This window comes from Phytopseudomonas dryadis (assembly GCF_004327355.1).
Classification (GTDB): Bacteria; Pseudomonadota; Gammaproteobacteria; order Pseudomonadales; family Pseudomonadaceae; genus Aquipseudomonas; species Aquipseudomonas dryadis.
The window spans coordinates 1-19,414 of the sequence record NZ_QJUM01000001.1 but is presented as its reverse complement, the minus strand read 5'-3'; the positions used below and the strand labels follow the sequence as shown (position 1 = coordinate 19,414).

At 64.8% G+C, this 19,414-nt stretch carries 15 protein-coding genes and 2 pseudogenes; 9 read left to right on the top strand and 8 right to left on the bottom strand.

The window, feature by feature from the left end; genetic code table 11:
- The first annotated feature begins 305 nt into the window (after nucleotides 1-305).
- Both DNK34_RS00085 and DNK34_RS00080 read left to right on the top strand, forming a co-directional pair.
- Nucleotides 306-1,373 carry a phosphotransferase family protein gene (locus DNK34_RS00085; protein ID WP_131177754.1) on the top strand — a complete coding sequence of 356 codons (1,068 nt, stop codon included), beginning with the start codon at nucleotides 306-308 and terminating at the stop codon, nucleotides 1,371-1,373.
- A 26-nt stretch (nucleotides 1,374-1,399) separates the two neighbouring features.
- Nucleotides 1,400-2,167 (top strand): SDR family oxidoreductase, encoded by a 768-nt coding sequence (locus tag DNK34_RS00080; protein WP_131177755.1) that lies wholly within the window; start codon nucleotides 1,400-1,402, stop codon nucleotides 2,165-2,167.
- Between the two features lie 10 nt (nucleotides 2,168-2,177).
- On the opposite strand, the gene DNK34_RS00075 is transcribed toward DNK34_RS00080, so the two are convergent.
- A complete protein-coding gene (locus tag DNK34_RS00075; RefSeq protein WP_131177756.1) occupies nucleotides 2,178-2,825 on the bottom strand; it encodes a hypothetical protein in 648 nt (215 codons plus the stop codon).
- A 98-nt stretch (nucleotides 2,826-2,923) separates the two neighbouring features.
- Here DNK34_RS00075 and DNK34_RS00070 point away from each other — a divergent pair, with 98 nt between their 5' ends.
- Entirely contained in the window at nucleotides 2,924-3,709 is a 786-nt protein-coding gene (locus tag DNK34_RS00070) for a TSUP family transporter (RefSeq protein WP_242675391.1), read from the top strand.
- Here the strand turns inward: DNK34_RS00070 and nudC are convergent.
- From nudC to DNK34_RS00035, 7 genes and pseudogenes are all read right to left on the bottom strand, one after another.
- Nucleotides 3,683-4,507, bottom strand: a pseudogene (gene nudC / locus DNK34_RS00065) (NAD(+) diphosphatase); the annotation flags it as partial. The gene DNK34_RS00070 and the pseudogene nudC overlap by 27 nt on opposite strands.
- Nucleotides 4,507-6,165, bottom strand: a complete 1,659-nt coding sequence (locus DNK34_RS00060; protein ID WP_131177758.1) for a FimL-related protein — start codon at nucleotides 6,163-6,165, stop codon at nucleotides 4,507-4,509. The pseudogene nudC and the gene DNK34_RS00060, both read right to left, overlap by 1 nt.
- Nucleotides 6,166-6,202: 37 nt before the next feature.
- Nucleotides 6,203-7,015 carry a crotonase/enoyl-CoA hydratase family protein gene (locus DNK34_RS00055; RefSeq protein WP_131177759.1) on the bottom strand — a complete coding sequence of 271 codons (813 nt, stop codon included), beginning with the start codon at nucleotides 7,013-7,015 and terminating at the stop codon, nucleotides 6,203-6,205.
- A 221-nt stretch (nucleotides 7,016-7,236) separates the two neighbouring features.
- On the bottom strand, nucleotides 7,237-9,525 hold the full coding sequence (locus tag DNK34_RS00050; RefSeq protein WP_131177760.1) for an Orn/Lys/Arg family decarboxylase: 2,289 nt from the start codon (nucleotides 9,523-9,525) through the stop codon (nucleotides 7,237-7,239).
- Nucleotides 9,526-9,600: 75 nt separating this feature from the next.
- Nucleotides 9,601-10,335, bottom strand: coding sequence for a DNA polymerase III subunit epsilon (gene dnaQ, locus DNK34_RS00045; protein WP_131177761.1), 735 nt, complete (start codon nucleotides 10,333-10,335; stop codon nucleotides 9,601-9,603).
- Nucleotides 10,328-10,780 carry a ribonuclease HI gene (rnhA, locus tag DNK34_RS00040; protein ID WP_131177762.1) on the bottom strand — a complete coding sequence of 151 codons (453 nt, stop codon included), beginning with the start codon at nucleotides 10,778-10,780 and terminating at the stop codon, nucleotides 10,328-10,330. The genes dnaQ and rnhA overlap by 8 nt, the downstream gene beginning before the upstream one ends.
- 48 nt (nucleotides 10,781-10,828) lie before the next feature.
- On the bottom strand, nucleotides 10,829-11,590 hold the full coding sequence (locus DNK34_RS00035; RefSeq protein ID WP_131177763.1) for a methyltransferase domain-containing protein: 762 nt from the start codon (nucleotides 11,588-11,590) through the stop codon (nucleotides 10,829-10,831).
- A 74-nt stretch (nucleotides 11,591-11,664) separates the two neighbouring features.
- Here DNK34_RS00035 and gloB point away from each other — a divergent pair, with 74 nt between their 5' ends.
- From gloB to DNK34_RS00005, 6 genes and pseudogenes are all read left to right on the top strand, one after another.
- Entirely contained in the window at nucleotides 11,665-12,438 is a 774-nt protein-coding gene (gene gloB / locus DNK34_RS00030; protein WP_131177764.1) for a hydroxyacylglutathione hydrolase, read from the top strand.
- Between the two features lie 200 nt (nucleotides 12,439-12,638).
- Nucleotides 12,639-14,201: a LysM peptidoglycan-binding domain-containing protein gene (locus DNK34_RS00025; protein WP_131177765.1), complete on the top strand. Its 1,563-nt coding sequence runs from the start codon at nucleotides 12,639-12,641 to the stop codon at nucleotides 14,199-14,201.
- Between the two features lie 121 nt (nucleotides 14,202-14,322).
- Nucleotides 14,323-16,152 (top strand): extracellular solute-binding protein, encoded by a 1,830-nt coding sequence (locus DNK34_RS00020; protein WP_131177769.1) that lies wholly within the window; start codon nucleotides 14,323-14,325, stop codon nucleotides 16,150-16,152.
- Nucleotides 16,149-17,999, top strand: coding sequence for an extracellular solute-binding protein (locus DNK34_RS00015; RefSeq protein ID WP_131177766.1), 1,851 nt, complete (start codon nucleotides 16,149-16,151; stop codon nucleotides 17,997-17,999). Before DNK34_RS00020 ends, DNK34_RS00015 begins: the two co-directional genes overlap by 4 nt.
- Nucleotides 18,000-19,088: a microcin C ABC transporter permease YejB gene (locus DNK34_RS00010; protein WP_131177767.1), complete on the top strand. Its 1,089-nt coding sequence runs from the start codon at nucleotides 18,000-18,002 to the stop codon at nucleotides 19,086-19,088. It begins immediately after the preceding gene.
- Nucleotide 19,089: 1 nt separating this feature from the next.
- Nucleotides 19,090-19,414: pseudogene (locus DNK34_RS00005) on the top strand (ABC transporter permease); the annotation flags it as partial.

Genomic DNA, 19,414 nt, shown 5'->3' with positions numbered 1-19,414 from the left:
GGCCATTTTTTATGGCCTGCCATCCCTGGCGGCCACCCTTCGGGCCGTCGCAAGCGGCGTTAAAAATGGCTCCCGACCATTTTTTATGGCCTGCCATTCCCTGGAGGTACCCTTCGGGCCGTCGCAAGCGACGTTCTCCCCCGGCCCCTCTCCCGGAGGGAGAAGGGTGAACAGCGGATGATCAGAGCCCTTGATCCCGCGGCAACACGCGCATCTATAACGCCGGGCTGCGCTTGTCGGGGGCGATGCGCACCATTAGATTGGCCAATGATGCGTGCCGGCAATCATAAGTAGAAGGGATAGGGATGACGCTTACCGACCAGTCCACCGCCATCCGCGACGGCGAGGAACTCGATGCCGTCGCCATCGACCGCTACCTCAAGGCCCATATCGATGGCCTGCAGGGCGAGCCGCGCATCAGCCAGTTCCCCGGTGGCGCCTCGAACCTGACCTATCTCTTGCAGTACCCCGGCCAGGAGTTCGTCCTGCGCCGACCGCCCTTCGGCCAGAAGGCCCGCTCGGCCCATGACATGGGCCGCGAGTTCCGCATCCTCAACCAGCTCAACGTCGGCTTCCCCTATTGCCCGAAAGCCTATGTGCACTGCACCGACGAAACGGTCATCGGCGCCGAGTTCTACGTCATGCAGCGGGTCAAGGGCATCATCCTGCGGGCCGACCTGCCGCCACAATTGAACCTGAGCTCCACGCAGACCGGCGAGCTGTGCAAGGGCTTCATCGACAAGCTGGTCGACCTGCACCAGGTGGACTACCAGGCCTGTGGCCTGGCCGATCTGGGCCGGCCCGAGGGCTACGTCCAGCGTCAGATCGGCGGCTGGTGCGAGCGCTACGCGAATGCGCTGACCCCGGACGCACCGCGATGGGAGGCGGTGCAGACCTGGCTGCGCGAGAAAATGCCCGCCGACCATCCACGCCCGGCCATCGTGCACAACGATTACCGCTTCGATAACGTCATCCTCGACGCCGACAACCCCATGCGCATCATCGGCGTGCTGGACTGGGAGCTGACCACCCTTGGCGACCCGCTGATGGACCTGGGCAACACCCTGGCCTACTGGATCGAAGCCAGCGACCCGGCGCCGGTGCAACGGATGCGCCGGCAACCGAGCAACGCCCCGGGCATGCTCAGCCGCCAGGCGTTCGTCGACTATTACGCCGAACGCGCCGGCATCGCGATCCCCTGCTTCGATTTCTACTACACCTACGGGCTGTTCCGCCTGGCCGGCATCGTCCAGCAGATCTACTACCGCTACCACCACGGTCAGACCCAGGACAAGCGCTTCGCCTCCTTCGTGCAGATGAACCGCCTGCTGGAACAGATGAGCCTGCAGGTCATCGGCACGTCTTCGCTCTGACCCCACTCCTGACAAAGGCCTCCCCCATGTCCAAGACCCAACTGTTCGACCTCGATGGCAAGATCGCCTTCGTCTCCGGCGCCAGCCGCGGCATCGGCGAGGCCATCGCCAGGCTGCTGGCCCAGCAAGGTGCCCAGGTGATCGTCTCGAGCCGCAAGCTCGAAGGCTGCCAGGCGGTCGCCGAGGCGATCAATGCCGAGGGCGGCAAGGCCACGGCCATGGCCTGCCACATCGGCGAAATGGAGCAGATCCAGGCGGTCTTCGCGCAGATCCGCCAGCAGTTCGGCCGCCTCGACATCCTGGTCAACAACGCCGCGACCAACCCGCAGTTCTGCAACGTGCTGGACACCGACCTGGCCGCCTTCCAGAAGACCGTGGACGTGAACATCCGCGGCTACTACTTCATGTCCATCGAAGGCGGCAAGCTGATGAAGGAGAACGGTGGCGGCAGCATCATCAACGTCGCCTCGATCAACGGCGTATCGCCGGGCGAGTTCCAGGGCATCTATTCGGTGACCAAGGCCGCGGTGATCAGCATGACCAAGGTCTTCGCCAAGGAATGCGCACAGTTCGGCATCCGCTGCAACGCTCTGCTGCCGGGGCTGACCGATACCAAGTTCGCCTCGGCGCTGACCAAGAACGACGCCATCCTCAAGATCGCCCTGCAGCGCATACCGCTCAAGCGGGTGGCCGACCCGAGCGAGATGGCCGGCACCGTGCTGTACCTGGCCAGCGACGCCTCCAGCTACACCACGGGCGTGGCGCTCAACGTGGACGGCGGCTTCCTCTCCTGAGCGACGGCTGTCACTGCCAGTCATGCATGGCCTGGTTGGCCGCCTGGTTCATCGGCTGCGCGAGCAGCCCGGTCGGTGTCAGGCTGACGCTGAACACGGCGTCATCGGCCAGCGGCAGGTAGGTGACACGCCGGGCCTGGGCATCGAACACGAACAGGTCGTGCCGACCCAGGCGCAACCAGCGCCACAGATCCACGCCGTACAGGCTCTGCGCCAGTTCGACCTGGGTATGGCGCGCCTGGCTCTGTTGCTCGATGGCGAGGAAACGCCCGCTCAGTTTCTCCAGGCGGTAGCCCGGCTGCAGGCCGATCAGCGCGGCCAGCCCTTTCCATTGCAGCAGACGGGCATCCAACTGCCACAGATCACCTTCCAGGGTCACACTGCGCTCGTGGCCGTTCTCCAGGATCTCGACCTGATAAAGGTCGCCGCTGGCGTGGAAGCTCAGGGTCAGCAGCGGCTTGTTCTCGGGCAGCGGCTGGTAGCTGCTCAGGTCATAGGCGACCAGCCCCACCAAGGCGGCCAGCGCGAGAAACGCCAGGCCGCAGGTACCGCGCAGCCAGCCGAGGAACCAGCGGCTGTCGAACAGGATACGGGCGGCGACGAACAGCACCAGCAATGCCAGCAGGGCCGTCACCCAGGCGAGACCGTTGTACTGCATCGAATCAATTCCTTGTCCGTGAAAATGCCGGCATTATGCGCAGCGCATTCGCTCCCGAACAGCGACAACACTGCGCAATCGGATACAGGTCGCCTTTTATGTTCTTCCCGCTCGAACTGGCCGTCGATCCCACGACGTTGCTGATCCTCGCCCTGGTCGCCTTCGTCGCCGGCTTCATCGATGCCATCGCCGGTGGCGGCGGCCTGCTGACCATCCCCGCGCTGCTCACCGCCGGCCTGCCGCCTCACCTGGTGCTGGGCACCAACAAGCTCAGCTCGACCTTCGGCGCCGGCATCGCCAGCTACACCTTCTACCGGCGCAAGCTGTTCGCCCCATGGCAATGGCGCACCGCCCTGATCGGCACCGCCGTGGGCGCCTTCGCTGGCGCGGTGGTGGTGCACTGGATGCCGGCCGAATGGCTCAACCAGATGCTGCCGGTGGTGGTGTTCGCCTGCGGGCTCTACCTGCTGTTCGGACGCACGCCCGCCGCTCCCGTGGATGCCGATCCCCCGATCGCACGGAAGCGGCAGTGGCCACAAGGCCTGACCCTGGGTTTCTACGATGGCGTGGCCGGCCCGGGCACCGGCGCGTTCTGGACGGTCAGCACCCTGCTGCTCTATCCACTGGATCTGGTGCGCGCCAGCGGCGTGGCCCGGAGCATGAACTTCGTCAGCAATATCTGCGCCCTGATCATCTTCATCGGCGCCGGCCAGGTGGCCTGGCTGCTCGGCCTGTGCATGGGCCTGGCGCTGATGGGCGGTTCATGGCTCGGGGCGCGCACAGCGATACGCGGCGGCTCCCGCTTCATCCGCCCGGTGTTCATTCTGGTGGTACTGGGGCTGACCGCGCGGCTGGTCTGGCAGCACTGGTTCGGAGCTGCCTAAGCGGCGCGCCACGTACAGGTCGATCAGATACCGGGCGATGGAGCGCTGCGCGGGCAAGAGCGGCAGGTCGTGCACGCTGAACCACTGCGCATCCTCGATCTCCTCTTCCTGGCGGACGATGGCGCCGCCGGCATAACGCGCATGGAAGCCCAGCATCAGCGAATGCGGGAACGGCCAGTTCTGGCTGCCGACGTACTCGATGTCGCAGACCTCCACCCCGACCTCTTCGCGAACCTCCCGGGCCACGCACTGCTCCACCGACTCACCCGGCTCGACGAACCCGGCCAGGGTGCTGTAGACGCCGCTGACGAAACGCGGAGAACGCGCCAGCAGGACTTCATCGCCGCGGGTCACCAGCACGATCATGCTCGGCGAAAGACGCGGGTAGTGATGCAGGTGGCAGTGCGCACAGTGCATGGCCCGCTCACCGGGAACCCGCTGCATGGCCGAGCCACAGCAACCGCAGAAGCGATTCTGGCTGGCCCAGGTGCCGATCTGCGCGGCATAACCGAGCATGCGGTACAGGTCGGCATCGCCGTGCAACATCACCTGGCGCAAGCCTTGCCAACTGCAGCCGGGTAGCTCGACCTGCCGCTCCAGCTCCAGCAGATACAGGGCATCGCCATGGAAGTGGCCGATACCATGCTCGGCGATCACCGGCAGTTCCTGCCCCTTGAGCCACTCGCGGGGGAACAGCAGGCCATTGGCGTCGCCGAGGAAATGCTGGCGATGGTGGGCCAGGGCCCAGCCGCCCGGCTGCCGCTCATCGAGTATCGCGGGCTGCCAGGGCTCGACCATCAAGCCGCCACCGACAGACCGAGCGCGCGCACGCTGTCGGCGGCGAGGTCGAGCACGTTGGGTTGCGCCGGCAGCGCACCGGACTCGAGGTAGTACTCCAGGCTGCTCAGGGCATCGGCAAGGGTCTCCAGGCGCTGCTCGGCGGGCATCTGCTCGCTGTCGAGCATCTGCGTCTGGATGTATTCGGCGCAGGCGCCGACCAGCGCTGCAGCGCGCTCCTGGCCGAGGAACCACAGGCCACCGCGCACGGCCTGCAGGCTGAAGGGGACATTGGCCAGGTGCATGCGATCGCCCGCCGACTCCAGGTAAGCGGTGATCGCGCGCTTGGCCAGCGCCAGCCCGGCACGCGCCTCGTCGATGACGACGATGCGCGCCTCGAGCAGTTGATGATGGGCGAAGGAGCCGACTTCCTGCTCCGCACGTGGCGCCGACGCGCGCTCGCCACGCTCCAGCGTCGCCACCATGCCCTCGACATACAGCACGACATCGGCCAGCTTGATCAGCTCATCGGGCTGCGCCGGGCTCTGCTCGCTCCAGGCCGCCACGGTCGGCAGCTGCGCCCCCAGCGAGTTGCCGGCGGAACTGAGGCCGACCATGCCCAGCGTCTTGCTCAGCTTGCCCAGCAACGCATGCAGGCTGGCGAAACCGTCCGCCTGCAGGGTGCCGCGCTCGATCAGGTCGAGCAGATCCTTGACGCTGGCCAGCTCTTCACGGATCGCCGAACTGAGCGAGCGCATCACCGCCTGCCCCGGGCCGGAAAGACGCTGGTATTCCTCTTCCAGCAAGTGGTCGGTGAACGGCATCGGCGTCATGCCGAACAAGGCGCGCACTTCGCTGGCCAGGGCGCCCTGGCTGCCCGCCAGCGCCACCAGATAGAGCAGCTCCTTGAGCAGGCTGCGGGGCGGTTCGTACTGCCCATTGCCGAGCATCTGGCGCATTTCCCGGTCCATGCGCGAGAACAGTTGCTTGCGCGACTTGCGCGGCAGCAACTGGCCATCCGCCTGGGCTTCCAGCGCCGCGGCGCAGAGCCAGCACAGGCGGCCACGAGGCTCGTTGGCGAACAGGCCATCGAGGCGGATCATCGCCCGGCCCATCAGTTTCAGGCTGGCCTGGGGATTCTGCTCGCGAATGAAGCCGAGCAGACCGACCTGGTACATCTGTCGCAGGCGCCGGCCTTCGACTTCCTTGGCCGCGGCATCCAGCGCCGGCGGCGCCATGCGCGGGCGCGCCTGGTCGAGGCGCACGCTGAAGAAGAAGCTTTCCGGCAACGGCGGCTGGCCGCAGGCCTGGCGCAGATCGTTGATCGCCGGCAGCAGCAGCTCGGGCATTTCCTGGCGATGCGTGTCCAGCCCTTCCAGGTAGCGGCGCAGCACATGCAGGGCATTGCTCAGCGCGGCCAGTTGGGTATCACGCTCCTGGCCCACGCCGGCGGGAATATCGGTGGCCTGATCGAGGACTTCCTGGGCCAATAGCTCGGCGCCGGTCAGTTCGATCAGATTGAGCGTGCCGCGCACTTGCTGCAGGTTGTCCACGGCCTGCTGCAGCAGGCTGCCGTTATTGCGTTCGACGATGAACTGTTCGAGGCTCGATTCGGCCTCTTCGATAGTGGCGAACAGTTCGTCGCGAACCAGACTCAGTGACGATGCTCCAGAAACCATTCGCTAGTGCGCCTCCCGCGCAGGTGAAAAGAACGCCTCAGTCAGCGAATTCCGGATGCTGCTTGCTCATGTGGGCCGCCATGGCCACACGCAGATCGACGGACTGCAGCATGGCGGCATTCCAGGTGGCGACATACTCGAGCCCGTCATCGACTCGATGATCGCGCATGTAGCGGATCATCTCCTTGGTGCCGCGCACGGCGATCGGCGATTTTGCGGCGATCACCCGGGCAATGTCCATCACCCCGGCCAGCAACGCTTCCTTATCGGCAAAGATGCGGTTGACCAGGCCGATGTCCAGGGCTTCCCGTGCATCGACGCTGCGCCCGGTGAACGCCAGCTCGCGCAGCATGCCGTCACCGATGATCCGTGGCAGGCGCTGCAGGGTGCCGACGTCGGCGGCCATGCCGATGTCGATTTCCTTGATCGAGAATTGCGCGTCCTCCGCGCAGTAGCGCATGTCGCAGGCCGACACCAGGTCGATGGCGCCACCCAGGCAATAGCCTTGGATCGCCGCCAGCACCGGCTTGCGGCAGTTGTCGACGGCGTTGAACGAAGCCTGCAGCTCGAGAATCTTGCGCCGCAGGGTCTGCGCGTTGCGCCCCACGTCCTTGCCCAGCTGGCCGCCGAGCTGCGCCAGCAGACTCAGGTCGATACCCGAGGAGAAATGCCGCCCGGCCCCGGAAAGCACCACGGCGCGCACCTCATCGGTGTCGTCGACCCAGCGGAAGATATCGATGATCTCCGTCCAGAAGTCGGCGTTCATGGCATTGATCTTTTCCGGGCGATCGATCACCACATGGGCGACCTTATCTGCCAACTCGACACGAAAGGCCTTGTAGTCGGACACGGCAGTCATCCTCAGCAAGTGGCGCACAGGTGCGGGACGGTTCTTGATTGCTCGGCTGGCGCGACCGCACGACGGCAGCCGGCCACAACCGCGCAACTATAACAAGCAGGGCTCAAATGTCGATGCCGTCCAGTGTGACCTGGCGCACGCCGTCAATGATCAATGCACTTCAGCTTATTGCGCTAAACCTATGATCTGCCTGGAATCGCCCCTTCGCCTGCTCATGACAACGACGCCCCGCCCGCCTCGATGACGCAGTCCACCGTGTAATAGCCGCCCTGCTCGCCCTCGTGCCGCTGCAGGCCATGCACGTCGGCGTCGAAGCCGGGGAAGCTGCGGTCGAAGGTCTGGGCGAAGCGCAGGTAGTCGACGATCGAACGCGTCTCGGCGGTGAAGCGCTCGCCCGGCATGATCAGCGGGATGCCCGGCGGATAGGGCACCAGCATGACCGCGGCGATCCGCCCCTCGACCTCCTCGATGGGCACCTCCTCCACCTCGCCGCGCACCAGTCGGTCATAGGCGTCGGCGGGCTTGAGGGCGATCTGCGGCAACACCGTGTACATGCGCTTGAGCGCCTTGGCCGTGGCATTTTCCCGGTAGCAGTCGTGCAGGGCATCGCACAGATCGCGCAGGCCCATGCCCTGGTAGCAGGCGCCGCCTTCGCGGGCGATCGAGGGCAGCACGCTGGTCAGTGGCAGGTTGGCGTCATAGCTGCGCTTGAACTCCAGCAGCTCGGTGAGCAGGGTGCTCCACTTGCCCTTGGTGATGCCCATGGAGAACAGCACCAGGAAGGAATACAGGCCGGTCTTCTCCACCACCAGGCCGCGCTCCCAGAGAAACTTGCTGACCACCGCTGCGGGAATGCCGCGCTGGTCGAGACGCCCGCCCGCGGTCAGCCCGGGCATGACCAGGGTCACCTTGATCGGATCGAGCAGCACGTAGTCCTCGGCGATATCGCCGAAACCGTGCCAATCCGCCTCGGGCTGTAACAGCCAGTCGTGGGTCGCGACGTCATCGGCGCCCTCGGTCTGTGGCGGCTGCCAGATGCTGAACCACCAGTCCTCGGCGCTCAGGCTCTGCCCCAGGTTGGCCAGGGCGCGACGGAAACTCAGGGCCTCGTCGAAGGTTTCCTGGATCAGCGAACGCCCGGCCGGCCCTTCCATCATCGCCGAGGCCACGTCCAGGGAGGCGATGATGCCGTACTGCGGCGAGGTCGAGATGTGCATCATGAAGGCTTCGTTGAAGCGATCGCGGTCGAGCTTGCGCACACCGTTGCACACGCCGCCGTCCTGCACATGGATCATCGACGCCTGGCTGAACGCCGCCAGCAGCTTGTGCGTGGAATGGGTGGTGAAGACCATCGGCCCGTCAGCCTCGCGCGCCGTGCCCATGCCATAGCGACCGGCATAGAACTCGTGGAAGGCGGCATAGGCGTACCAGGCCTCGTCGAAGTGCAGCACCTGCACCGAGTCGCCGAGGGTGCGCTTGATCAGTTCGGCGTTGTAGCACAGGCCGTCGTAGGTCGAGTTGGTCACCACCGCCAGCTTGACCCTGGGCGCACGCCCCCTGGCCAGCGGATTGGCGTCGATCTTGGCCTGGATCGACTCGCGGGTGAACTCGCTCAGCGGAATCGGCCCGATGATGCCCAGCTCGTTACGCTCCGGCGACAGGTACAGCGGAATCGCGCCGGTCATGATGATCGAGTGCAGGATCGACTTGTGGCAGTTGCGATCCACCAGCACCAGATCGTCGCGGCCCACCATCGAATGCCAGACGATCTTGTTCGCCGTGGAGGTGCCGTTGATCACGAAATAGGTGTGGTCGGCGCCGAAATTGCGCGCCGCCCGTTCCTCGGCCGCGGCCAGGGGCCCGGTGTGGTCGAGCAGCGAGCCCAGTTCCGGCACCGACACCGAGAGATCGGAACGCAGGGTGTTCTCGCCGAAGAACTGGTGAAACGCCTGCCCCACCGGGCTCTTGCGGTAGGCCACGCCACCGCCGTGGCCCGGCGTGTGCCAGGAATAGTTGGACTGGGCGGTATGTTGCACCAGGGCCTTGAAGAACGGCGGCAGCAGGCCATCGAGGTAATTGCGCGCGGCACGCGCCACCTGACGCGCCAGAAACGGCACGGTGTCTTCGAACAGATAGAGGATGCCGCGCAGCTGGTTGAGGTCGGCCATGGCCTCGGCCGGGGCGTTCTCGATGGTGACCTGCTCGCCCAGGGCGAAGATCGGCAATTGCGGCGCACGCCGGCGGGCGATGCGGATCAGCTCGACCATGTCCTGCAGCAGGCGCTGGTTCTCCCCCGCGCCCTCGGCCGCCACCAGGATGCAGGCCAGGCCGTGATGGGTCGACGCGACGATGCGCCCCTCCGCCGAGCTTGAGGTGGAGAGAATGACGAAACCATCCTGCTCCAGTTCCCCGGCGATATCCCGCACCCGTTCGCCGGCCACGGTATCGGCCTTGATGTCGCGGTGCACGATCAGCACGGGGAACTTGAGGTCTTTGTACATCGCTGCAACTCCTGGTAGCCGCAAGCTGCAAGCCAAACGGGCTTTTACTTGCCGCTTGTGGCTTGTAGCTTGCGGCTAATCCTTACGCTCCATCTGCGCCCACAGCGAGGGCCCGCCGGCGGACTTTTCGATCAGCGCCAGACGCGCGGCATGGGCGGCCAGGTCTTCGCCATCGGCGCGGATCACGCGTCCACGGGGGCGCTCGGCCGGCAGGCGGCGGATCGCCGTGGGCTGCTGGCGACCGTTGCCATCGCCTTCGGAACCGTCACCGGCCAGGGACAGGTTGGTCTGCCCGCCGGTCATGGTCAGGTAGACGTCGGCGAGGATCTCCGCATCGAGCAAGGCGCCGTGCAGATCGCGTCCGGAGTTGTCGACGCCATAGCGCTTGCACAGCGCATCGAGGCTGTTGCGCTGGCCCGGATGGCGCTCGCGGGCCATCTGCAGGCTGTCGAGCACGTCGCAGTAGGAGGCGATATCCGAGCGCTCGGGCTGACCGATCAGCACGAATTCGTTATTGAGGAAGCCTACGTCGAACGGCGCGTTGTGGATGATCAGTTGCGCGCCCTTGATGAATTCGTAGAATTCGTCGGCCACATCCTTGAAGCGTGGCTTGTCCTTGAGGTACTCGCTGGTGATGCCGTGCACCGCGATGGCGCCCTCGTCAATGTCGCGATCCGGCTGCAGGTAGACGTGGAAGTGCCGCCCGGTCAGGCGTCGCCCCTCGACCTCGACACAGCCGATCTCGATGACCCGGTGACCATCGGTCACCGGCATACCCGTGGTTTCGGTATCCAGTACGACTCTACGCACGCTTCATGCTCCTGATGTCTTCCACGCCGCGGTTGGCCAGTTGGTCGGCACGCTCGTTGCCGGGATGGCCGATGTGGCCGCGCACCCACTGCCAGGTCACATTGTGCCGATTGACCTGCTCATCGAGCTGCTGCCACAGATCGGCATTCTTCACCGGTTCCTTGCTCGCGGTCTTCCAGCCGCGCTTCTTCCAGTTGGGCATCCATTCCTGGATGCCTTTCATGACGTATTGCGAATCGGTCACCAGGCGCACATCGCAGGGCCGTTTCAATTCGGCCAGCCCGCGGATCGCGCCCATCAGCTCCATGCGGTTGTTGGTGGTAACGGCCTCGCCGCCCCACAATTCCTTCTCCACGCCCTGGAATACCAGCAACGCACCCCAGCCACCGATGCCGGGATTGCCCTTGCAGGCGCCATCGGTGTAGAGCTCAACTTGATCGGACATGCAACGCCTTTTCTCTGGCCTTTGTTTCGATAATGTAAGGAGGTGGCTTCAGGAACGCGGGTTGTCGCGTCGACTGACCTTGGCCACCGGCATGGGCACCAGTTTGCCCATCGGCTCGCGTCGGGACTGGCGCAACGGCCGCAAACCGACCACCAGCTTGCGCGCCACCAGCACGTAGAAGCCACCACCCGGCGACTGCCAGGCGCCGCCCCAGCGCTCCAGGGGCGCCAGGCGTGCCTGCCAGGCCGCCGCGGCAAGCGGCGGACGATAACACCCGAAGCGGCGTTTCTCCAGCGCGAAACCGAGCAGGTGCAGCCAGTCGCAGATGCGCCCCGGCGCGATGCAACGGGCCTCGTGCAAGGCATCATGGGCGAACAGATGGCGCGCCCCCCACAGGCTCAGCGGGTTGATCCCGACCACCAGCAGGTGCCCGCCCGGGCGCACGCTGCGCGCTGCCTCGCGCAGCAGGCCATGGGGCGACAGGCTGAAATCCAGACCGTGCTGCAACACCACCACGTCGGCGGCATGCTCGATCAATGGCCAGGACTGCTCCTCGCAGACGATCTCGACGCCGTCGAACGGCGCCCCGACGCGCACGCTGCGCTGAATCTGCTCGGTTTCGATCGACGCCTCGGCGCAGGGCCCGTAATGCACCAGGTAACCGCCGAAGAAACGCGCCAGTTCGTCGTCCAGCAGGCGCTGTTCCTGCTCCAGCAACAAGCGCCCGAGCGGCCCGGCGAACCACTGCCGGGCGGCACCGATCAGCGCGAGCCAGTCGGCATCGGCTTGGACAAAGGGATCGTCGCTCATGGGGTCACCTGCATAGCCATCGTTAACAATGACACCTAAGATGCACCTTTGTCCCCCGCTTGGCGACCCACACGATGATCAAGATCGATGCCCTCTGCGCATTCTCCGATAATTACATCTGGCTGCTGCTGGATACCCGGCAGCGCCGTTGCGCCGTGGTCGACCCGGGCGACGCGGCCCCGGTGCAGGCCTGGCTCGCCGCCAACCCGGGGTGGACGCTGAGCGACATCCTGGTCACCCACCACCATTTCGATCACGTCGGCGGCGTCGAACAACTCAGCCGTGAGACCGGCGCCCGGGTGTTCGGCCCGGCCCATGAAGAGATCCCGGCCCGCCAGCAGGCCCTGCTCGACGGCGAGCGGATCGAGGTACTGGGGCTGACGCTGCAGGTGTTCGAGGTGCCGGGCCACACCCTCGGTCATATCGCCTACTACCAGGCCGACCAGCACTGGCTGTTCTGTGGCGACACCCTGTTCGCGGCGGGCTGCGGCCGCCTGTTCGAGGGCACGCCGCTGCAGATGCACAACTCGCTGCAACGCCTCGCCGCCCTGCCCGACGCGACCCGGATCTACTGCGCCCATGAATACACCCTGAGCAACCTGCGTTTCGCCCAGGCGGTGGAACCGCACAACGCCGCCATCGCCGAACGCCTGCGGCAGGTCAGCGAATGGCGCGCGGCCGGTCGTATCAGCCTGCCCTCGGAACTGGCCCTGGAACGGGCCACCAACCCCTTTCTGCGCAGCGCGGAAACATCCGTTAAAGAAATGCTCGCCAGCCGCTCGGGTCGCCCGATCGACAGCGAGGCCGAGGTGTTCGCGGCGCTGCGCGCGTGGAAGGACAATTTCTAGCTAGCCGTACAAGCCTGCTCCGTGTCGGCCCTGCGCCAATTGCGGCCAGGACGTGACGTTTACAGTGGACAAACGCCTCGCCTGTGAACCGTTACGCTGTAAAAGCGCCAACCATGACGCAAAATCCTGGTTAAAACTTGACCACCCCGGGAACGGTTTCTAGAATCGCTCGACTTTCGACCCGGGATGCCCACCAGCCGATGCCTTCGCAAGCTCGTAACTCGTTGAATAAAAAGGCATCGGCTCTGCGTTATCCGACGCTCGCCGTGCTCCTGTGTGTCGTCCTGAGCGGCTGTCAGAGTCTCGAGCAACGCCCGACCGAGGAGGGCGACCCCCTCGATCTGAGCGCCAGAACACCCCATGAGCCACTCTGGTTGAATGGCGCGTCTCAGGCCAGCAAACCCCAGGACATCTGGGAGCGGGTTCGCGACGGCTATCAGTTGCAGGATGCCATCGGCGTCAACCCGCGCATCGAGCAGCAGCGCCTGTGGTTCGCCAGCAATCCGTCCTTCGTCGAGACCTCCGGCGAGCGCAGCAGTCCGTACATCCACTACATCGTCGAACGCCTCGAAGAGCGCAACATGCCGATGGAGCTGGCGCTGCTGCCGATGATCGAGAGCGCCTACAACCCGTTCGCCTATTCCTCCGCCGATGCGGTGGGCCTGTGGCAGTTCATTCCGTCCACCGGGCGCCACTTCAACCTGCGTCAGACCAACTGGTACGACGGCCGCCGCGACGTCACCGCTTCCACCCAGGCGGCGATGAACTACCTGGCGCGCCTGCACGCCATGTTCAATGGCGACTGGCTGCTCGCCCTGGCCGCCTACAACGCCGGCGAAGGCCGCGTCAGCCGGGCCATCGAGCGCAACCAGAAACTCGGCCTGCCCACCGACTACTGGAACCTGTCGCTGCCGCAGGAAACCCAGAACTACGTGCCCAAGCTGCTCGCCCTGTCTCAGGTCGTCATGGCGCCCGAGGCCTATGGCGTGAGCCTCGACCCGATCGCCAACGAACCCTACTTCGAGGAAGTGGAGCTCAAGCAGCGCATGGACCTGTCGCGCATCGCCGCCCTGGCCGAGCTGGATGAAGACGAGCTGTACCAGCTCAACCCGGCCTTCAAGAAACGCATCACCTTCGACGGGCCGTCGCACCTGCTGGTGCCGACCGATAAAGCCGAGCTGTTGACCGCCAACCTCTCCACCATCAAGCCCCAGGACCTGCTCGACTGGCAGGAATACGTGGTGCGCCCGGGCGATAACCTGCATGGCATCGCCAATCGCCATGCCCTGAACGTGGCCAGCATCAAGGAACTCAATCAGCTCGGCGGCAACACCTTGCGCGTCGGCCAGGTGCTGAATCTGCCCATGCAGGCCGGGCAGCCGGCAGTCGAAACCGCCCCCCAGCGCGTTGCCAGCGCCACGCCCGAGGCGCGCAGCTACCGGGTCAAGCAGGGCGACAACCTGTGGCAGATCGCCAAGGCGCACAATGTCTCGGTCAAGGATATACAGCACTGGAATGCGCTTCAGGGCAACGCCTTGCGTGTCGGCCAGCGGCTCAGCCTGCAGGGCGGCGGTGCGACGACTGCCGCGCGTACCGAGCTCGAGCGTAACGGCGTGACCTACTACAAGGTCCGCAAGGGCGACTCCCTGCACCTGATCGCCAAGCGTTTCAAGGTGCAGATGAATAGCCTGCAAAGCTGGAACCCGAAGACCGGCAAGGCGCTCAAGCCCGGCCAGGTTCTCACCCTGCGCCTGCCCAACTGAGCCCTGGGCCCAACATGCCGCAACAGACTGCATAAAAGCTGATCAGCCCGGCCTTTTTCCTGTCGATACAAGCTGTTACTGTACGGAAGACCACGCCGCCTCGGATCGGATATTTCACTTGATACGTCCCCTCCTCTCGCTGATGATCAGCCTGGCAGCCAGTTTCCCGGTCATGGCCACGCTCAGCGAAAGCCACGGCTATGCCCAGTTCGGTGCGCTCAAGTACCCCGCCAGCTTCACCCACTTCGACTGGGTCAATCCCGAGGCGCCCAAGGGCGGCACGGTGCGGATCATGGCCGCCGGCAGTTTCGACACGCTCAATCCCTATACCTTCAAGGGCATCAGCCCCGTCGCCACGGCGAACTTCCTGCAGTACGGCGTCAGCGAACTGAACGAGCCGCTGATGGTCGGTACCGGTCCGTACGACCCCTCGGGCGACGAGCCCGCCTCCAGCTACGGGTTGATCGCCCGCTCGGTCGAATACAGCGAGGATCGCAGCTGGGTGGTGTTCAATCTGCGCCCCGAGGCGCGCTTCCACGACGGCAAACCGATCACCGCCTACGACGTGGCCTTTTCCTATCGCCTGCTGCTGCGCGACGGTCATCCGCAGTACCGCACCAACCTGCAGGAAGTGCAGCGGGTCGACATCCTCAACCGTCACCGCGTGCGCTTCGTCTTCAAGCGCGCCGGCAATCCGCTGTTGATCCTGCGCCTCGGCGAACTGCCGGTGCTGCCGCAGCATTACTGGAAGGATCGCGACTTCAAGGCCACCACCTTCGAACCGCCCCTGGGCAGCGGGCCCTATCGCATCACCCGGGTCAACCCCGGCCGCAGCCTGACCTTCGATCGGGTCAGGGACTGGTGGGGGGCATCGCTGCCGGTCAATCGCGGCAAGTACAACTTCGAGCGTGTCGAGGTGGAGTTCTACCGCGATAGCCACGTCGCCTTCGAGGCGTTCAAGGCCGGCGAATTCGACTTCTATATCGAGCAGCAGGCGAAGAACTGGGCCAACGGCTACCGTTTTCCCGCGGTCACCCGCGGCGACGTGATCCGCGCCGAGATCCCGCACCAGATCCCGACCCAGACCCAGGCCCTGTTCATGAACACCCGGCGCACCACCTTCGCCGACGTGCGGGTGCGCGAAGCCCTGGGGCTGATGTTCGATTTCGAGTGGACCAACCGCACCCTGTTCAATGGCTCCTACACCCGGGCCAGCAGCTACTACCCCAACAGCGAATTCTCCGCCACCGGCAAACCCGAAGGAGCGGAGTGGCTGCTGCTTTCGCCCTACCGCCAGCAACTGCCGCCGCACCTGTTCAGCGAAGCCTTCCGGATGCCGACCACGGACGGCCGGGGCATCCCCCGGGAAACCTTGCGCCGTGCCCTCGGTCTATTGGCCGAAGCGGGCTGGAAACCTTCCGGCCAGCGCCTGTTGAACGACAAGGGGCAAGCACTGCGCTTCGAGATACTGCTGGTCAATCCCAATCTGGAGCGGATTCTTCAGCCTTTCACCGAGAACCTGGCCAGCATCGGCATCCAGGCCAGACTGCGCACGGTCGACCGGGCACAATACAAACAGCGCCTGGATCAGTTCGACTTCGACATGATCCTGCTGACATTGCCGCAGACCCTCAGCCCCGGCCTGGAGCAATCGCTGTATTTTCACTCCAGCCAGGCCAGCGTCAAAGGGGGCAAGAACTACGCCGGCATCAATGATCCGATCGTCGACGCCCTGCTCGACAAGCTGCTCTCGGCGCAGACCCGGGACCAGCAAGTGGCCGCGACCCGCGCGCTGGACAGGGTCATGCTCTGGCAGTATTACACCATCCCCAACTGGTACATCGACTATCACCGTCTGGCGTATCGCAATCGATTTGCCTTCGTCGCCACGCCGCCCTATACCCTGGGGCTGCGCACCTGGTGGCTGAAACCCACGGAGAACGTTCAATGACGCATCCGCTGCGCTCATTCCTGTTGCACGGCAGCGGCCTGCTGCTGCTCGGACTCGCCAGCCTGACCCAGGCCGCGCCCCAGCACGCGCTGACCCTGTACGGCGAAGCCCCCAAGTACCCCGCCGACTACCAGCATTTCGACTACGTCAATCCCGATGCGCCCAAGGGCGGCACCCTGCGGCTGCCCGGCCTGAACGGTTTCGACAGCTTCAACCCGTTCATTCCCAAGGGCAATGCGGCCGATCGGATTGGCCTGATCTACGACACCCTGACCTACCACTCGCCGGACGAACCCTTCACCGAATACGGCCTGATCGCCGAGAAGATCGAAAAGGCCGCCGATGACAGCTACGTGCGCTTCTATCTCAACCCCAAGGCGCATTTCCATGACGGCGAACCGATCACCGCCGAGGATGTGATCTTCACCTTCAATGCCCTGCTCGAGAAAGGCGATCCGCTCTATCGCCACTACTATGCCGACGTCAAGGAAGTGGTCGCCGAGGACGAGCGCACCGTGCGCTTCGATTTCAAGCACCCCGGCAATCGCGAATTGCCGCTGATTCTCGGCCAACTGCAGATATTGCCCAAACACTGGTGGGCCGACCGCGATTTCTCCCGCGGCGGGCTGGAAATCCCCCTGGGCAGCGGCCCCTATCGCATCGCCGGTTTCTCGCCGAGCAGCTCGATCCGCTTCGAGCGGGTCAAGGACTGGTGGGCCAAGGACCTGCCCGTCGCCCGCGGCCAGTACAACTTCGACGTGATCAGCATCGACTATTACCGCGACATGTCCGTGGCCCTGGAGGCCTTCAAGGCCGGGCAGTTCGATGTCAACCTCGAGTACTCGGCCAAGGACTGGGCCACCGGCTACAACTCCCCGGCCCTGCGCGCCGGCCGTTTCGTCCAGGAGGCCTTCCCCAACCGCAACCCGGCGGGCATGCAGGGCTTCGCCTTCAACACCCGCCGGGCGATCTTCCAGGACCGCCGCGTGCGGGAAGCCATCGCCCTGCTGTTCGATTTCGAATGGGCCAACAAGCAGCTGTTCTACGGGGCCTACAAGCGCACCCACAGCTATTTCGAAAACTCGGAAATGGCCGCCAGCGGCCTGCCCAGCGAAGACGAGCTGAAACTGCTCGAACCGCTGCGCGCGCAGATCCCGCCCCAGGTCTTCACCGAGGCCTTCAAGCCGCCGGTCAGCGACGGCAGCGGCATCATCCGCGACCAGGCGCGTCGCGCCTATCAATTGCTCACCGAAGCCGGTTACCGTATCGAGAACGACAAGATGGTCGACGCCAACGGCAAGCAGCTGGCGTTCGAGTTCCTCAATACCCAGGCCAACCTGGAGCGGGTGATCCTGCCGTTCAAGCGCAACCTGGCCGAACTGGGCATCGACCTGCAGATCCGTCGTGTCGACGTGTCGCAATACATCAACCGCCTGCGCTCGCGGGATTTCGACATGACCTCGTCGATCTGGCCGCAATCGAGCTCGCCCGGTAACGAACAACGCGAGTTCTGGCATTCGAGCAGCTCGGAAAACCCCGGCAGCCGCAACCTCATCGGCCTGCGCGACCCGGCCATCGACCAACTGGTCGAAGGCCTGATCCGCGCCGACTCGCGGCAGTCGCTGATCACCCACACCCGCGCCCTCGACCGGGTGCTGCTGTGGGGGCACTACGTGGTCCCCAACTACTATGTCGACACTTACCGCGTGGCTTACTGGAAACGTTTCGGCCACCCCGAGAAGTCGCCCCTCTATGACTACGGCCTGATGACCTGGTGGCAGGAACGACCGATCGGCGACGTGGTCGGCCCCGAGCCGAAGCAGGCCCCCGAGCAGGAAGAACGCTGAATGCTGGCCTATATCCTGCGGCGCCTGCTGCTGATCATCCCCACGCTGTTCGGCATTCTGGTGATCAACTTCATCATCATCCAGGCCGCCCCTGGCGGACCGGTGGAACAGATGATCGCCAAGCTGGAAGGTTTCGATGCCGCCTCCGGCGGCGCCACCGGCCGGGTATCCGGCGGCGGTGGCGGCGAAGTCTCGGTGGCCGGATCGAACTACCGCGGCGCCCAGGGCCTCGATCCGGAGCTGATCGCCGAGATCGAGAAGATGTACGGCTTCGACAAGTCGGCGCCCGAGCGCTTCTGGATCATGCTGAAGAACTACGCCAGCCTCGACTTCGGCGAAAGCTTCTTCCGCGACGCCAAGGTCATCGACCTGATCGTCGAGAAGATGCCGGTGTCCATCTCCCTCGGGTTGTGGAGCACGCTGATCATGTACCTGGTGTCCATCCCCCTGGGCATCGCCAAGGCCACCCGCCACGGCAGCGCCTTCGACGTCTGGTCGAGTTCGGCGATCATCGTCGGCTACGCGATTCCGGCGTTCCTGTTCGCCATCCTGCTGATCGTGCTGTTCGCCGGCGGCAGCTACTACGACTGGTTCCCACTGCGCGGACTGACCTCGAACAATTTCGCCGAGCTCAGTTTCACCGGCAAGCTGCTCGACTACTTCTGGCACCTGGCCCTGCCGGTCACGGCCCTGGTCATCGGCAACTTCGCCACGCTGACGCTGCTGACCAAGAACAGTTTCCTCGACGAGATCAACAAGCAGTACGTGATCACCGCCCGGGCCAAGGGCCTGAGCAACAACCGCGTGCTCTACGGCCATGTGTTCCGCAACGCCATGCTGCTGATCATCGCCGGCTTCCCGGCGGCGTTCATCGGCATCTTCTTCACCGGCTCGCTGTTGATCGAGGTGATCTTCTCCCTCGACGGCCTCGGCCTGATGAGTTTCGAGGCGGCCATCAACCGCGACTACCCGGTGGTCTTCGGAACCCTGTTCATCTTCACCTTGCTGGGACTGGTCGTGAAACTGATCGGCGACATCACCTACACCCTGGTCGATCCGCGCATCGACTTCGAAAGCAGGGAGGGCTGACATGGCACTCTCGCCCCTCAATCAACGCCGCTTCGAACGCTTCAAGGCACACAAGCGCGGCTGGTGGTCGTTGTGGATCTTCCTCGCCCTGTTCTTCGTGACCCTGGGCGCCGAACTGATCGCCAACGACAAGCCGCTGGTGGTCAGCTACGACGGCGAACTGTACTTCCCGGTGCTCAAGCGCTATCCGGAAACCACCTTCGGCGGCGAATTCCCGCTGCAGGCCAATTACAAGAGCCCCTACATCAAGGACCTGATCGAGCAGAAGGATGGCTGGATGGTCTGGCCGCCGATCCCCTTCAGCTACTCCAGCATCAACTACGAAC

What these genes read in the sequence shown, in the direction of transcription:
- DNK34_RS00010 (WP_131177767.1), top strand. Translation starts at nt 18,000, where the DNA reads ATGCTGGCCTATATCCTGCGGCGCCTGCTGCTGATCATCCCCACGCTG.
- DNK34_RS00070 (WP_242675391.1), top strand. Translation starts at nt 2,924, where the DNA reads ATGTTCTTCCCGCTCGAACTGGCCGTCGATCCCACGACGTTGCTGATC.
- DNK34_RS00080 (WP_131177755.1), top strand. Translation starts at nt 1,400, where the DNA reads ATGTCCAAGACCCAACTGTTCGACCTCGATGGCAAGATCGCCTTCGTC.
- gloB (WP_131177764.1), top strand. Translation starts at nt 11,665, where the DNA reads ATGATCAAGATCGATGCCCTCTGCGCATTCTCCGATAATTACATCTGG.
- DNK34_RS00060 (WP_131177758.1), bottom strand. Translation starts at nt 6,165, where the DNA reads ATGGTTTCTGGAGCATCGTCACTGAGTCTGGTTCGCGACGAACTGTTC.
- DNK34_RS00050 (WP_131177760.1), bottom strand. Translation starts at nt 9,525, where the DNA reads ATGTACAAAGACCTCAAGTTCCCCGTGCTGATCGTGCACCGCGACATC.
- DNK34_RS00085 (WP_131177754.1), top strand. Translation starts at nt 306, where the DNA reads ATGACGCTTACCGACCAGTCCACCGCCATCCGCGACGGCGAGGAACTC.
- DNK34_RS00025 (WP_131177765.1), top strand. Translation starts at nt 12,639, where the DNA reads ATGCCTTCGCAAGCTCGTAACTCGTTGAATAAAAAGGCATCGGCTCTG.
- rnhA (WP_131177762.1), bottom strand. Translation starts at nt 10,780, where the DNA reads ATGTCCGATCAAGTTGAGCTCTACACCGATGGCGCCTGCAAGGGCAAT.
- DNK34_RS00075 (WP_131177756.1), bottom strand. Translation starts at nt 2,825, where the DNA reads ATGCAGTACAACGGTCTCGCCTGGGTGACGGCCCTGCTGGCATTGCTG.
- DNK34_RS00015 (WP_131177766.1), top strand. Translation starts at nt 16,149, where the DNA reads ATGACGCATCCGCTGCGCTCATTCCTGTTGCACGGCAGCGGCCTGCTG.
- DNK34_RS00035 (WP_131177763.1), bottom strand. Translation starts at nt 11,590, where the DNA reads ATGAGCGACGATCCCTTTGTCCAAGCCGATGCCGACTGGCTCGCGCTG.